The sequence below is a fragment of the Streptomyces sp. NBC_01433 genome (assembly GCF_026340105.1).
GTDB lineage: Bacteria > Actinomycetota > Actinomycetes > Streptomycetales > Streptomycetaceae > Streptomyces.
This window is the reverse complement of the sequence record NZ_JAPEPM010000001.1, coordinates 1780533-1793488: the sequence shown is the minus strand read 5'-3', so window position 1 is coordinate 1793488 and position 12956 is coordinate 1780533. Positions and strand designations below refer to the sequence as shown.

Annotated in this window: 13 protein-coding genes; 8 read left to right on the top strand and 5 right to left on the bottom strand. The window is 70.3% G+C overall.

What is annotated here, in order from left to right; translation table 11 throughout:
* Positions 1-310 precede the first annotated feature (310 nt).
* A complete protein-coding gene (gene groL / locus OG413_RS08015) occupies positions 311-1933 on the top strand; it encodes a chaperonin GroEL (protein WP_266803841.1) in 1623 nt (540 codons plus the stop codon).
* A gap of 449 nt (positions 1934-2382) precedes the next feature.
* The gene (locus tag OG413_RS08010) at positions 2383-2844 is read left to right on the top strand and encodes an alpha/beta fold hydrolase (protein WP_266803839.1); all 462 of its coding nucleotides are present in this window, start codon (positions 2383-2385) and stop codon (positions 2842-2844) included.
* Positions 2845-2919: 75 nt separating this feature from the next.
* On the opposite strand, the gene OG413_RS08005 is transcribed toward OG413_RS08010, so the two are convergent.
* Together OG413_RS08005 and OG413_RS08000 are read right to left on the bottom strand one after the other, a co-directional pair.
* Positions 2920-3606, bottom strand: a complete 687-nt coding sequence (locus OG413_RS08005) for a response regulator transcription factor (RefSeq protein WP_266803837.1) — start codon at positions 3604-3606, stop codon at positions 2920-2922.
* Complete coding sequence (locus OG413_RS08000; RefSeq protein WP_266803835.1) at positions 3603-4880, bottom strand: sensor histidine kinase; 1278 nt, start codon at positions 4878-4880, stop codon at positions 3603-3605. The genes OG413_RS08005 and OG413_RS08000 overlap by 4 nt, the downstream gene beginning before the upstream one ends.
* Before the next feature lie 159 nt (positions 4881-5039).
* Between OG413_RS08000 and OG413_RS07995 the strand changes: the two genes are divergently transcribed.
* The 3 genes from OG413_RS07995 (at position 5040) to OG413_RS07985 (ending at position 9370) form a co-directional block, all read left to right on the top strand.
* Complete coding sequence (locus OG413_RS07995) at positions 5040-5441, top strand: DUF4190 domain-containing protein (RefSeq protein WP_266803833.1); 402 nt, start codon at positions 5040-5042, stop codon at positions 5439-5441.
* 71 nt (positions 5442-5512) lie between these two features.
* The gene (locus tag OG413_RS07990) at positions 5513-7012 is read left to right on the top strand and encodes an alpha/beta hydrolase (RefSeq protein ID WP_266803832.1); all 1500 of its coding nucleotides are present in this window, start codon (positions 5513-5515) and stop codon (positions 7010-7012) included.
* Positions 7013-7690: 678 nt separating this feature from the next.
* Positions 7691-9370: an ABC transporter ATP-binding protein gene (locus OG413_RS07985; protein ID WP_266809979.1), complete on the top strand. Its 1680-nt coding sequence runs from the start codon at positions 7691-7693 to the stop codon at positions 9368-9370.
* 9 nt (positions 9371-9379) lie between these two features.
* Here OG413_RS07985 and OG413_RS07980 read toward each other — a convergent pair whose 3' ends face one another.
* From OG413_RS07980 to OG413_RS07970, 3 genes are all read right to left on the bottom strand, one after another.
* Complete coding sequence (locus OG413_RS07980; protein WP_266803831.1) at positions 9380-9958, bottom strand: Uma2 family endonuclease; 579 nt, start codon at positions 9956-9958, stop codon at positions 9380-9382.
* 56 nt (positions 9959-10014) lie between these two features.
* Complete coding sequence (locus OG413_RS07975; protein WP_266809977.1) at positions 10015-10830, bottom strand: hypothetical protein; 816 nt, start codon at positions 10828-10830, stop codon at positions 10015-10017.
* A 356-nt stretch (positions 10831-11186) separates the two neighbouring features.
* On the bottom strand, positions 11187-11477 hold the full coding sequence (locus OG413_RS07970; RefSeq protein WP_266803830.1) for a DUF397 domain-containing protein: 291 nt from the start codon (positions 11475-11477) through the stop codon (positions 11187-11189).
* A 234-nt stretch (positions 11478-11711) separates the two neighbouring features.
* Here OG413_RS07970 and OG413_RS07965 point away from each other — a divergent pair, with 234 nt between their 5' ends.
* From OG413_RS07965 to OG413_RS07955, 3 genes are read left to right on the top strand one after another with little or no spacing between them, the layout of a single operon-like run.
* Positions 11712-11948, top strand: a complete 237-nt coding sequence (locus OG413_RS07965) for a hypothetical protein (protein WP_266803829.1) — start codon at positions 11712-11714, stop codon at positions 11946-11948.
* Positions 11945-12181 carry a hypothetical protein gene (locus OG413_RS07960; protein ID WP_266803828.1) on the top strand — a complete coding sequence of 79 codons (237 nt, stop codon included), beginning with the start codon at positions 11945-11947 and terminating at the stop codon, positions 12179-12181. The genes OG413_RS07965 and OG413_RS07960 overlap by 4 nt, the downstream gene beginning before the upstream one ends.
* Before the next feature lie 44 nt (positions 12182-12225).
* Entirely contained in the window at positions 12226-12834 is a 609-nt protein-coding gene (locus tag OG413_RS07955) for a hypothetical protein (protein ID WP_266809975.1), read from the top strand.
* Positions 12835-12956: the final 122 nt, after the last annotated feature.

The window sequence follows — 12956 nt, the reverse complement described above, 5'->3', positions numbered from 1 at the left end:
CGGCACGACCTGCGACGCGACCGTCCCGCTGACGTCCCGCCGCTGTCCCGTGGCCGTCCGGCGGCGATCCCGTGACCGTCCTGCGGCAGTCCTGCGGCTGTCCACAAACCGTGACACCTGCTTGCACTCGCAGGGGTCGAGTGCTAATCATTGGCGTTAGCACTCTCCAGGTGAGAGTGACAGAAACTTGGACCGGGCCGGTGAGGCCCGCAGGCGCGGTGGGGCAAGGAACCACCGGGCACGCAGGCCGTCCGTCGCGGGCGCCACTCGGTCCGGAGAAATCCACCCCTGTCCGGGAGGACCACTTCACATGGCCAAGATCATCGCGTTCGACGAGGAGGCACGGCGCGGTCTCGAGCGCGGGATGAACCAGCTCGCCGACGCCGTCAAGGTCACCCTCGGCCCCAAGGGCCGTAACGTCGTCCTCGAGAAGAAGTGGGGCGCGCCCACGATCACCAACGATGGTGTTTCCATCGCCAAGGAGATCGAGCTCGAGGACCCGTACGAGAAGATCGGTGCGGAGCTGGTCAAGGAGGTCGCCAAGAAGACGGACGACGTCGCCGGCGACGGTACGACCACTGCCACCGTTCTTGCTCAGGCGCTCGTCCGTGAGGGCCTGCGCAACGTTGCCGCCGGTGCCAACCCGATGGCGCTCAAGCGGGGCATCGAGAAGGCCGTCGAGGCCGTCTCCGCCGCTCTGCTGGAGCAGGCCAAGGACGTGGAGACCAAGGAGCAGATCGCTTCGACGGCCTCCATCTCCGCCGCCGACACCGAGATCGGCGCCAAGATCGCCGAGGCGATGGACAAGGTCGGCAAGGAAGGCGTCATCACCGTCGAGGAGTCCCAGACCTTCGGTCTGGAGCTGGAGCTCACCGAGGGTATGCGCTTCGACAAGGGCTACATCTCGGCGTACTTCGCCACCGACATGGAGCGTATGGAGGCGTCGCTCGACGACCCGTACATCCTGATCGTCAACTCGAAGATCGCCAGCGTCAAGGACCTGATCCCGCTGCTGGAGAAGGTCATGCAGTCGGGCAAGCCGCTGCTGATCATCGCCGAGGACGTCGAGGGCGAGGCCCTGTCGACCCTGGTCGTCAACAAGATCAAGGGCACGTTCAAGTCCGTCGCCGTCAAGGCTCCGGGCTTCGGCGACCGCCGCAAGGCCATGCTCGCGGACATCGCCATCCTCACCGGTGGCACCGTGATCTCCGAGGAGGTCGGTCTCAAGCTGGAGAACGCCGGCCTGGACCTGCTCGGCCGTGCCCGCAAGGTCGTCATCACCAAGGACGAGACCACGATCGTCGACGGCGCCGGTGACAGCGACCAGGTTCAGGGTCGCGTCAACCAGATCCGTGCCGAGATCGAGAACTCCGACTCGGACTACGACCGCGAGAAGCTCCAGGAGCGCCTCGCGAAGCTGGCCGGCGGCGTGGCCGTCATCAAGGCCGGTGCCGCGACCGAGGTCGAGCTCAAGGAGCGCAAGCACCGCATCGAGGACGCGGTGCGCAACGCCAAGGCCGCTGTCGAGGAGGGCATCGTCGCCGGTGGTGGCGTGGCTCTGCTCCAGGCCGCGGCCGTCTTCGAGAAGCTCGACCTGACCGGCGACGAGGCCACGGGCGCCAACGCCGTGAAGCTCGCGCTGGAGGCCCCGCTCAAGCAGATCGCCGTCAACGGTGGTCTTGAGGGTGGCGTCGTCGTGGAGAAGGTGCGCAACCTGCCGATCGGTCACGGCCTCAACGCCGCGACCGGCGAGTACGTCGACATGATCGCCGAGGGCATTCTCGACCCGGCGAAGGTCACGCGCTCCGCTCTGCAGAACGCCGCGTCCATCGCCGCGCTCTTCCTCACCACCGAGGCCGTCATCGCCGACAAGCCGGAGAAGGCCTCTGCGGGCGCTCCGGGCGGTATGCCGGGCGGAGACATGGACTTCTGATCCTTCCGGGAGACCGGTGGGTAGTTCATTGAACTGCCCCGGTTGAGTCCACACAGAACCCCCAGTCCGGAGAGATCCGGGCTGGGGGTTCTGGCGTTTGCGCGGAGCTTTCCACTGCCAGGCGGAGACGTGGGCCGGGTCGGTGATTTATACCTTTTTGCCACACTGTACCGATGGGGCAGGCGAGGGCTTTTGGGCCGGTGGGGTGGGTGATTCCACGGCCGAGCAGCGGCCGTAGTCCTTGGCCCAGGCCGTGGTGCCCCACAAGTTGCGTTGCCGGGTGCAGGCCATCTGCGCGGGCGGGAGGGTGATGGTCCTCCCGCACGCGCATTCGGTACCGGGAATGCGGCCGGTGGTGGGCCGGGCATGGGGCAGGCGCGTCGAGCGGGGGGAGTTGGGGGAGCGCCGTGCCCGCGACGGCCGGGCCCTTGAAGCGTTGGTAGCCGTCGATGTCCGGGCGGCCGCAGGGCGCGGAGGCGGACGCGCTGGCGGCGGCGGGTGATGTGGACGGCCTGGTCGCGTTCGATGTGGACGGCCTGGTCGCGTTCGCGTTCCGCGAGTGGGCGGCGGCCGGCGCCGACGAGGCCGTCGCGGCACAGGTGAGGAGCGCGGTCCCGGGCTGGATCACCGAGCGCGCGTTCCGACGCGACGACCCGCCCGCCTACGCCCGCCTCGCCGAACTGGCCGTGCCCACCGTCCTGATGGTCGGCGACCTCGACCGCCCGCCGATCATCGCCTGCAACGAGCAGATGGCCGCCCGGATCCCCGCCTGCCGCCTCATCCGCGCGCCCGGCGTCGAGCATTTCCCGCCCCTGCGCGCCCCGGCCCTGGTCACCGACACCGCCCTGGCCCACTTCGGCAGCGACGTGCGCCGACGGCGGGGCTTGGCGCCTTCTCCCACGACGTGCTGACGTGCCGACTTGCTCGCGTTGGGTAATCTGCCGGGTCACCGGGTCACCGGGTCACCGGGTCACCGGGTCACCGGGTCAGCCGGAGAAGCCCGGCACCACCAGACCGGACTCGTACGCGATCACCACCGCGTGGGTCCGGTTCTGCGCGCCGAGCTTGGTCAGCACGTTCCCGACGTGCGTCTTCACCGTCTCCAGGCTCACCGTGAGCGACCGTGCGATCTCCGGGTTGGACAGCCCGGTGGCCATCAACCGCAGCGCCTCCTCCTCCCGCCCCGTCAGGGCCGCCCTCGGCAACGCCTCGGCGGAGCCCAGCGGGCGGGCGGCGACCATCCGGCGCAGTGCCGAAGGGAAGAGGATCGTCTCCCCCGCCGCCACCACCCGTACCGCCTCCGCGATCTGCTGGACCGGAAGCCGCTTGAGCACGAACCCACTGGCCCCCGCGCTGAGCGCGGCGGTGACGTAGCCGTCGTTCTCGAAGGTGGTGATCACCACGACCTTCGGCGGTTCGGCCGAACCGGCCGACTCGGCAAGGAGCTGCCGGGTGGCCTCCAGCCCGTTGAGACGCGGCATCCGCACATCCATCAGCACCACGTCCGGCCGCAGCAGCCGCACCTGCTCGACCGCCTCGACGCCGTCGGCGGCCTCCCCGACCACCGTGATCCCCGGCCGTGCCGCGAGCAGCATGCGCAGACCGCTGCGGGTCACCTCGTCGTCGTCCGCGATCAGGAGGGTGACGGCTTCGCTCGTGTCGGAGCCGGTCATGCCGACAACCGCACCGGCAGCCGGACTGCCAACCGCCAGTGCTGCGGCCCGTCCGGGCCGGCATCGATCTCACCGTGCAGCAGCCGCACGCGCTCGGCCAGCCCGGGCAGGCCGTGGCCGGACGTAGGGAAGGCACCGGGCCCGGGGTCCGTCCCCGCTCCCGTCCCCGTCCCCGACCTGGTCCGGTTGACCACACTGAGCTCCAGTCCATCCGCCGCGGCCGCCACCCGGACCTCGATCGGACCGCCCGCCCCGTGTCGCAACGCGTTCGTCAATCCCTCCTGCAGGATTCGGTACGCCGCGCGGGAGAGCGTCCCCTGGACCTGCGCCAACTCGCCCGACAGTTCCGGCTCCACCACCGCGCCCGCGTGCCGCAACCGGTCCAGCAGCTCGGGCAGGTCGGCCAAGGTCCGGGTCGGCGCTGTCTGCGCCTTCTCCTCGCGCAGCACGCCCAGCACGTAGTCCAGGTCCTCCAACGCGGCCCGGGCCGACTCCTCGATGCTGCGCAGGGCGGCCCGCGCCGCCGTCGGATCAGCGGAGAGCACCTCGCCCGCCACTGCCGCCTGGATCGTGGTCGCCGTCAGCGTGTGCCCGATCGAGTCGTGCAACTCGTGGGCCAGCCGGTTACGTTCGGCCAGCCGCAGCTCCCGCTCGGCCGCCAGCGCGAGCCGCTCGGCCGACGACGGCCCCAACAGCCTCGGCGCCAACCACTGCAGGGCGCTCGTCACCAGCACGCACACGGCCGCCGCCAGCAGCACGCAGCCGAGCGCTGCCGCCCAGCTCTGCCAGCCGGACTCCGGCCGCACCGACCAGCCGTACAGACTCAGCTCCGCCTCGGCACGGAACCGGCCCACCGGGAGAGTCAGGCCCGCGATGACCAGCACACCGCTCGTCAGCGCCCCCGTCCACCCCAGCGCCACGTGCAGCAGCAGCCAGAGCGGAGTCCGCAGGCGGTCGGCGCCGGACGGCGTGACGGGGCCCGAGACGGCTGGAGCCGACGCGGCCACGGGATCCGGCAACGGCACCCTCAGCAGTCGACGGGCGAACGCGATCAGCGCCCGCCGCGTGGTGCGGGCCAGCCCGACCATGCCTATCAGCGCTGCCCAGACCAGCAGGGTCAGAACCATCCGCAATCCATAGGGAGCGGATGGCCAGGCCAGCGTCGGCAGCATCGCGAAAGGCAGCAGTGGAAGGCTCGCCATCGCGCCGCAATAGGCGAACAGCACGCCCGAATACGTTGAGCCGCGCAGCAGCGGCCGGATTCCCTTGATCATGATTCGGCCAGTATGACCGGGCAGCTCACCGGGGGCCTCCCCCGATCGGGGGAGCTCTTTTTCCCGCTTTCCCGCGATGCGCACCCGAGACCCCGGAAGCCAGGATCGTGCCCTGAGCAGTTGACCGGAGGACGGCCGATGAATACGCAAGGGATAGAGATGTCGCCGAATCACACAGCATCGAACTGGGCTGCCGGAGCGGGCCCGTATGCCCCCGGCCCCGGCCCCGGCCCCGGCCCTCGGGGCGGCAAGAACGGCCTGGCCAGGGCCGCCATGGTGCTGGGCATCATCGGCTTGAGCACCTCGATCGGCGTCATCGGCGGCCTGCTCGGCGTCATCGGCCTGGTCCTGGGCCTCATCGCCCTGAAGACGACCAAGCGGACCGGCGCAGGACGGGGCATGTCCATCACCGGCGTGGTGACGTCGTCCGTCGCGATCGTGGTGTCCGTCCTGGTCGCCGTCTTCTTCGTCTGGTACGCCAACGAGACGCAGGAGTGCTACCAGCCCGACAGCTTCCAGCAGTACAAGCAGTGCGTCCACCAGCAGCTCACCGGAAATTGACCGGCGGGCGATTCCCAGTCCCCCCAGCAAGGACGAGCATCATTGTGCGAAACACACGAATAGCATCGCTCATGGCCGTCGGCATCGTGGCGACTTTCGTTTCGGGGCTGACACCCGCAACGGCCTTTGCCGCATCTGAACCAGCCGCAGTTGCGTCTGCGGCCAAGGCCCCTCTGCGGCACTACGCGCAACAGAAGCCCCAGTGGCAGCGCTGCGATGCGAAGAACCCCGCCACCTATCAGTGCGCGACTATCAAGGTGCCGCTGGACTACAGCGATCCCGGCGGCAAGAAGATCGACATCGCGATATCCCGGTTGAGGGCAAGCAGCGCGAGCGCGAAGGAACGTCGTGGCGTTCTGCTGCTCAACCCCGGCGGCCCCGGCGGGCCGGGCCTGAACATGCCTGTCCACCCGGACGTGAACCTCCCCGAGGAAGTGAACAGACGTTACGACCTCATCGGGTTCGACCCGAGGGGCGTCGGGCGCAGCTCACCCGTCAGCTGCGGTCTGACCGACGACGAACAGGACTTGGAGCGCCCGTACAAGGCCGAGACCTTCGCGAAGGATGTGAAGTGGGCCCGTACGGTGGCAGACAAGTGCCGGGCCAGGGCGGGTGACACGCTGCGCCACCTCACCACCCGCAACACCGCTCGCGACATGGACGTCATCCGCACGGTGCTGGGAGAAAAGAGAATCTCCTACCTGGGGTTCTCCTACGGCACCTACCTCGGCGCCGTCTACACGCAGATGTTCCCCCGGCGAACCGACCGGTTCGTGCTGGACAGCGCGACCGACCCCGCGCGGTACGGGCGGGGCATGTTCCAGGCGATGGCGGCGAGGGCCGAGCCCGCCTTCACACGATGGACCGAATGGACCGCCCGGCGACACACGACGTACGAACTGGGCCGTACCCCGGCCGGGGTCCGCAAGACCTTCTGGGACCTCGTCGCCCGGGCCGACCGCGAACCCGTCGACTACGGCGGGACACTCTTCACCAGTGACGCCATCCGCGCTCAGCGCGCCATGTTCTCCCGCGTCCGGGAAGCCGCCTCATGGGTCACCGGACTGAAGAAGGCGGCCGAGGGCAAGACGAGGACGCCGGCCCCGAGCCCTCTCCCGCCGACGTCCGCCCGTGACGTTCCCTCGGACAACAACGCCGCGAGCGCCTGGGCGGTCCTCTGCGCCGACACCCGCACGTCGTGGCCGCGCGACCCCGAGCAGTACCGCCGTGACGCGATCCGCGACAACACGCGATATCCGCTGTCCGGCGATTTCGAGTCCAACATCAAGCCGTGTGCCTTCTGGAAGCCGGGCAGCGAGCCCAGGACACCGGTGAACAACACGGTCCGTGCACTCATCCTGCAGAACGAGTGGGACCCCGCAACGCCCCTGGCCGAGGGCCAGGCAATGCACCGGGCCCTGCGCGGCTCCCGGATGGTCACCGTCGCCGGCGGGGAGGGGCACATCGTCAACGGCACCAACTCCTGCGCGGACAGGAGCGCCACGCTCTACCTGACCACAGGCAGGCTCCCGGCCAAGGACCTGACCTGCCGAGCGCCGGAATCTCCCTGACCTGGCCCCCGGGGAACCCCGGATGCACGACTGTTTCCGAGAACCGGTCGGGCGTATCAAGTAAAGCAGCAGGTCAGGGCCAGACCAGGCAGTGCAGCTGATGTCCTGCCTCATGGCATCGGGACGAAAAGCCCTGCCACTCGTGGAGCAAGTGATCATCCCGGATATCCGCCGCACCGGCGTATTGCTGTGCTCAGCCACCGTCCAAGGCTGTGCGGGCAGGGCCGGCCTGGCCATGCCTGTGCGGGTCAGGCCGTTGTGTGAACAACCCCGGTGGATCGGAGCTGTCCGACATACCGAGGGCGGCACCCCTGCAAGGCGGGTGCCGCCCTCGGGCGTTCGCGGCGAGGTGCGCTTCGCCCCGGTGCGGACCGTACAGCTGCTCTCGCCGCATGCTTGGGTACAGGGGGACGGTCGGTCGGTCGGTCGGCGAGCAGGCGGAGGCGGTCGACCTCCGGCCTCTGACGGTGGTTTCGGTACGCGAGGGGGATCCGGATGAGTACGACGACAGAGGCGGCGGACGAGCAGACGCCCGGGGCGAAAGCCGAGGCGGCCGCCGCGAAGGGCGGCACAGCGGAAGGCGCGGCGGGCGACACAGTGGGCGGTGCGGCGGGCGGTCCCTCCGCACCCACCACCCCCCTGCGCCTCCTCCTGGGACGGGTCCGGCCGCACTGGCGGATGCTCCTGTGGGCCGGTCTGCTGTCGCTCGCCGGTTCCGGGGCGGGGCTCGCCATGCCGCTGATGGCGAAGTACGCCGTCGACGCCTTCGCCGAGGGCGGCTCACCCGCCGCGCCGCTCATCGCCCTCACCGCCGTCGTCCTCGCCGGGGCCTGTCTGTCGGCGACCGGCCGCTACCTCATGGCCCGTACCGGAGAGGGCGTCGTCCTGCGGGCCCGTAACCAATTGGTGGGCCGCATACTCCGGTTGAAGGTCCCGGCAGTGGACCGTCTGACCCCCGGCGACCTCCAGTCCCGTGTCACCAGCGACACCACCCTGCTGCGCACCGTCCTGTCCAGCAGCGTGGTCGAGTCGGTCAACAGCGTCCTGATGCTGCTGGGCACCCTCGCGTTCATGGCGTACATGGACGCGGTGCTGCTCGGCGTCACCCTGCTCGTCATCGTCGTCATCGGCGCCATGACCGGCCTCCTGATGCCCCGGATCCAGCGCGCCCAGCTCCGGGCCCAGGAGGCCGTCGGCGCGATGGGCGCCTCGCTCGACCGGGTGCTCCAGGCATTCCGCACGGTCAAGGCGAGTGGAGCCGAGGAACGCGAGAGCGCCCTTGTCGCCGAGGCCGCGCGCCGCGCCCACGACCGGGGCGTGTCGGTGGCCCGTTGGTCCTCGGTCTCCGACGTCACGATGATGATGGCGATCCAGCTGGCCTTCCTGGCGGTGCTGGGTGTCGGAGGCGCACGCGTCGCCTCGGGATCGCTGGAGATCTCCTCGCTGATCGCCTTCCTGCTCTACCTCTTCTATCTGATGGGCCCGATCGGCGGCCTCGTGGAGGGCTGGACCGGCCTCCAGAGCGGCCTCGCCGCCGTACGCCGTATCGACGAGATCGAGTCCCTGCCCGGCGAACCGGCGCCCCCCGCCGCCACGCCGGTCACCGTGCCCCCCACCCCTCTCGGCGTCACCTTCCGGGACGTCGTCTTCGGCTACGGCGACGAGCGCGCCCCGGCCCACAACGGCGTCACCTTCGACGTCCCCACCGGCGGGCTCGTCGCGCTGGTCGGCCCCTCCGGAGCGGGAAAGTCCACCGTGTTCGGCCTGCTGGAACGGTTCTACGACCACGACGGGGGCACGATCACCGTCGGCGGCCGGGACATCCGGGACTGGCCGCTGGCCGAGCTGCGCGCCTCCCTGGCGTACGTGGAACAGGACTCCCCGGTCCTCGCCGGGACCCTCAAGGACAACCTCCTGTTCGCCGCCCCCCGGGCCACGGAGGACGAACTGCGCGCGGCGGTCGAACGCACCCGGCTGGACGACCTCGTCGGCCGGCTGCCGGACGGGCTCGACACGGCGGTCGGCCACCGGGGCGTCACCCTGTCCGGTGGCGAACGCCAGCGGATCGCCATCGCCCGCGCGCTGCTGCGCAAGCCGCGCCTGCTCCTGCTGGACGAGGTGACCTCGCAGCTGGACGCGGTCAACGAGCACCGGCTGCGCGACGTCATCCTCGAACTCGCCCAGGAGACCACGGTCCTGGTCATCGCCCACCGGCTGTCCACGGTGGTGCACGCGGACCGCATCGTGGTCCTTCAGGACGGACGTGTCCGTACGGCGGGGACCCACGAGGAACTGGTGGACTCCGACGACCTGTACCGCGAACTGGCCACCACCCAGCTCACTGCGGACGCACGCTGACGGGCGGGTTCAGCGGGCGTAGTCCTTGAGCTCTTCGGTGTCCAGGGTGACATCGACGGGTGCGGGGAGGGCGACGGTGTCGCCGTACCCGTACGTGGTCTGCTGCCGGTAGCGGCCCTTCTCCGGTTCGCTGTGGACGACGAGGGTGTCGTTGTCCCGGTCGATGAGGAGGTAGACGGGGATGTCGGCAGCCGCGTGGCCGTCGCGCTTCTCGGTACGGTCGCGGCGGTCGGTGTCGTAGTCGTACGACGTGACTTCTACGGTCATCAGGACGCCGTCGGCAGGTGCCCACTCGCCCTTCCCGGCGAAGTGGCGACGCGGGGCGAGCGTGCCGTCGGGGCGTGCCCGGCCCTGAGGGTAGGCCTCCACTGCCAGGCCCTGCTCGGGGTGCAGGTCCAGATCGGCGCGCTGTTGCATGCATTGACGCAGCAGCCACATGAAGATGGTTCCGTGGTCACCGTCGGGCACGGGCTTGACCTCCGGCCTTCCTCGGATGAATTCGAGCGTCACGGTTTCCGGGGCCGTGCGGGCGAGCTGCTCGAACTCCTCGACGGACATCTGGGCGTGATCGGCCGTGCTGGGGGTCATGGCGTCGCCTCCTCCCCTCCATCGTGCCCGGCTTCTGCCACGGATGAGCCGCACGGTCATCGGTATGTCCTTTCCGATCGGGGGACCACTGCCGCGCGCACCGCGCTCATGCGGTCGCGGACACCTGGTGCCTGTACGGCCCCGGGCGGGCCGAAGTCGTTGTCGGGTGCGGCGCCGCGGCAGGGTTTGCACCGGCCGCCGAGAAGGGTCTCGGGGGTGCCGGGACGACGGCACTCGCCGCATTCGAGGCTGCGCAGGACCGTGCGGTGGACCGGGGCGATCCGCTCGGGTGGCATCTTGTCGGTGAGGCGGCGGCGGACCAGGGACGCGGCGTGGTGGACGGGGCTGGGGAGGCCCGCGGTGAGGGCGTGCAGCAGTTCCGCCTCGGTGGCGCCCCGCTCGAACCACTCGCTGACCTGCGGTTCCAGGTTCACGCAGTCGGCGGCGGACAGGGACAGCGCGGGTACCGTACGCCCCAGCGCGGCCAGCAGGATGAACGCCCGTGAGCGGGTGGGCCGTTGCGGCTCCTGCGGTACGTCGCCCCGGGTGAACGCCGCCCACCAGTCGTCGTCGCGCGCGGTGCGGGAGAAGAACGACCGGGTCACCCAGAGCAGGACGTCCTCGGTGGCGACGCACTCGCTGCCCCGGCGCAGATGCCCGGCGTCCTGGAGCCGGTTGAGCGAGGTGCGCATAGCGCACTGTCCGTACGGGAGCACCTTGGCCAGCGTCTTCACGGAGATGTCGGAGCCGTCCGGCAGCCGGTCGATGTACGCGGCGATGGCGGCGTCACGGGGGAGCAGGTGCGCGAAGTCCCGATCGGCATGAGGGCGTTGGTACGGGGCCGAGCGCTTGCCGTAGCCCGGATTCGCCATCGGGTGGGGCGCGGCGGGCGGTGGGGCGGGCGATGCGGTGGGCGGGGATACGTGCGGCGGGGCAGGGACAGCACTAAGCTGTTCAGCAACCATGGATCGACCTTTTTTCGATCTAGTGGGCCAGACCCTCGTTCGGTGTTCGTTGCACCGGCGGGGGTCGTCCATTTTCCGTTGTCTGTGACGCACGCTAGAGCGTGACAACCGTCCGTGGCAAACCGGTCACAAATGGTCAACTTCGCAGGCAGGGTGGGTGGGTGGGACAAGTGACCCATCCACCCCATCACTGTGAAGAGCGCTCGGATCTCGCTGCTTGAGCTTCGGGAGGCGCGCGGCGGATCACCCGAGGGCCGAGACCGTCAGGCGCGCTTGACGTTGCTGAGGAAGGGCTCCCAGGCACCGGCCCGGAACAGGATCGCCGGGCCGTCGGCCCTCTTGGAGTCGCGGACGGGGACGAGGCGGGGGAGGGCGTCGGGACCGTCGCTGCCGCCCGCGTCCTTGCCCTCGCAGTCGCCCTCGCCGTCGCCCGCGCTGCGTGGGGACGGCTGCCAGAAGCCGACTTCGAGGCAGTTCCCACCGCTTGCCCCGCAGTACGAGGACCTGTGCCAGGTCGCCGTGGACAGATCGTGGTCGGAGCTGCTGGGTCTCATCGTCGTCATCCTTTGCCGCCGGCGCGATCAGGGCCAGGACGCGGCCGCCGGGATCGTGTCGGCCACCCTTGGATCGTAGGTCAGTTCGTACGGCATTCCCCGGGTGATGGCGGGGCCTCATGGCAACTGGCTGTGACACATGCGCGTTTGCCGGAACTGCGCCTCTTCCGGGGCAGCTGCGCGTTGGACACGCTGGGTAGGCATTTCCCTCACTCAGCGTGGAAGGTGTGCAGCATGGAAGCGACAGAGCGGCGCAAAGCGGCGGCGGAGAGAGTGCGGATGGCGGAGGACGTGGTGGCGCGGCTGAAGGACGGTCTCGGCGGGGTCGGCGTCACGCTGCCGTCGCTGCGGATCGACCCCGTGTCGTGCGCCGGGAACGAACCGGCGCCACTGGTCGACCTGGGCCGGTGCAACCTCGACACCGCGCTGCGGCTGTGCCAGGTGCTGGCGGACAAGGAGAGCGGTCAATGACGGGTGAGGGACTTGACGCGTGTATGCCCGAGCCGGGGTCGTTCGCGGTGGACGTCCGGGACGGGCGGGTGGGCCGGGTGATGGGCCGGGTCGGGCCGTACGTACAACTGAGGCCGCCGGGCGGCGGCCCGGAGTGGGACTGCCCGCCGGAGGTCGTCGAACCGGCCCCGCCGGGCGCTGTCCTGCGGGCCCGGGTGACCGAGATCAACCGGGAGGGACAGCTGCCACGTTGAGGTGGGACCGGCGGTGGCGCGGTGGTCGTTAGGCTGCTGAGGTGATGACCGGTGCGGGACAGCGGGCGGGTGCGCGGGCAGCGCGCCGCCTGGCGGAGATCGGCGACTGCGTGATGCGGCCGGGGCTGAGTGAAGGGGAGTTCGGCCGCATCGAGGCGGAGTACGGAATCGAGTTCGCCGACGACCACCGCGCCTTCCTCGCCGCCGGTCTGCCCGTCGGGTCCGTGTCCCCTCCGGAGGAGGGCGCGTCCCGGCGTCAGCCTTGGGTGGACTGGCGGGACGGTGATCCTGCGGAAATCCGACGGCGGCTGTCATGGCCGGTCGAGGGGCTGCTGTTCTCGGTCGAGCACGGGTGGTGGTACGGGGAGGCGTGGGGGCCCCGGCCGTCGGACACGGAGCAGGCCGTGATCGTCGCGCGGGGCGAACTGGCTTCGGTCCCGCAGCTGATTCCGGTGTACTCGCACCGGTACCTTCCGCCGGGCCGGGGGACGTTCGGGCACCCCGTCCTGTCGGTGTACGGCGCGGACACCATTTGTTACGGGCGTGACCTGCGGGACTACGTGGACCGCGAGTTCGTGGGGTGGGAGGCGGCGGGGGGCGACGCTTCGGACGTACCGCCGAGCGTGTCCTTCTGGTCGGACCTGGTCAGCTGACGGGGCGTTTGGCGGGGGCGGCGCGGGCGTGGGGCGGGCGCGGGACTGGGCCGACGTGCCGGTGAGTGACGTGCCGGGGCCGACGGCAGTGGGCACACGTTCCGGGGCCGACATGCCGAGAG

Bases quoted from the DNA above. Each gene is read 5' to 3' on its own strand.
- groL (WP_266803841.1), top strand. From the start codon at position 311: ATGGCCAAGATCATCGCGTTCGACGAGGAGGCACGGCGCGGTCTCGAG.
- OG413_RS08010 (WP_266803839.1), top strand. From the start codon at position 2,383: ATGTCCGGGCGGCCGCAGGGCGCGGAGGCGGACGCGCTGGCGGCGGCG.
- OG413_RS08005 (WP_266803837.1), bottom strand. From the start codon at position 3,606: ATGACCGGCTCCGACACGAGCGAAGCCGTCACCCTCCTGATCGCGGAC.
- OG413_RS08000 (WP_266803835.1), bottom strand. From the start codon at position 4,880: ATGATCAAGGGAATCCGGCCGCTGCTGCGCGGCTCAACGTATTCGGGC.
- OG413_RS07995 (WP_266803833.1), top strand. From the start codon at position 5,040: ATGTCGCCGAATCACACAGCATCGAACTGGGCTGCCGGAGCGGGCCCG.
- OG413_RS07990 (WP_266803832.1), top strand. From the start codon at position 5,513: ATGGCCGTCGGCATCGTGGCGACTTTCGTTTCGGGGCTGACACCCGCA.
- OG413_RS07985 (WP_266809979.1), top strand. From the start codon at position 7,691: ATGCTCCTGTGGGCCGGTCTGCTGTCGCTCGCCGGTTCCGGGGCGGGG.
- OG413_RS07980 (WP_266803831.1), bottom strand. From the start codon at position 9,958: ATGACCCCCAGCACGGCCGATCACGCCCAGATGTCCGTCGAGGAGTTC.
- OG413_RS07975 (WP_266809977.1), bottom strand. From the start codon at position 10,830: ATGGCGAATCCGGGCTACGGCAAGCGCTCGGCCCCGTACCAACGCCCT.
- OG413_RS07970 (WP_266803830.1), bottom strand. From the start codon at position 11,477: ATGAGACCCAGCAGCTCCGACCACGATCTGTCCACGGCGACCTGGCAC.
- OG413_RS07965 (WP_266803829.1), top strand. From the start codon at position 11,712: ATGGAAGCGACAGAGCGGCGCAAAGCGGCGGCGGAGAGAGTGCGGATG.
- OG413_RS07960 (WP_266803828.1), top strand. From the start codon at position 11,945: ATGACGGGTGAGGGACTTGACGCGTGTATGCCCGAGCCGGGGTCGTTC.
- OG413_RS07955 (WP_266809975.1), top strand. From the start codon at position 12,226: ATGACCGGTGCGGGACAGCGGGCGGGTGCGCGGGCAGCGCGCCGCCTG.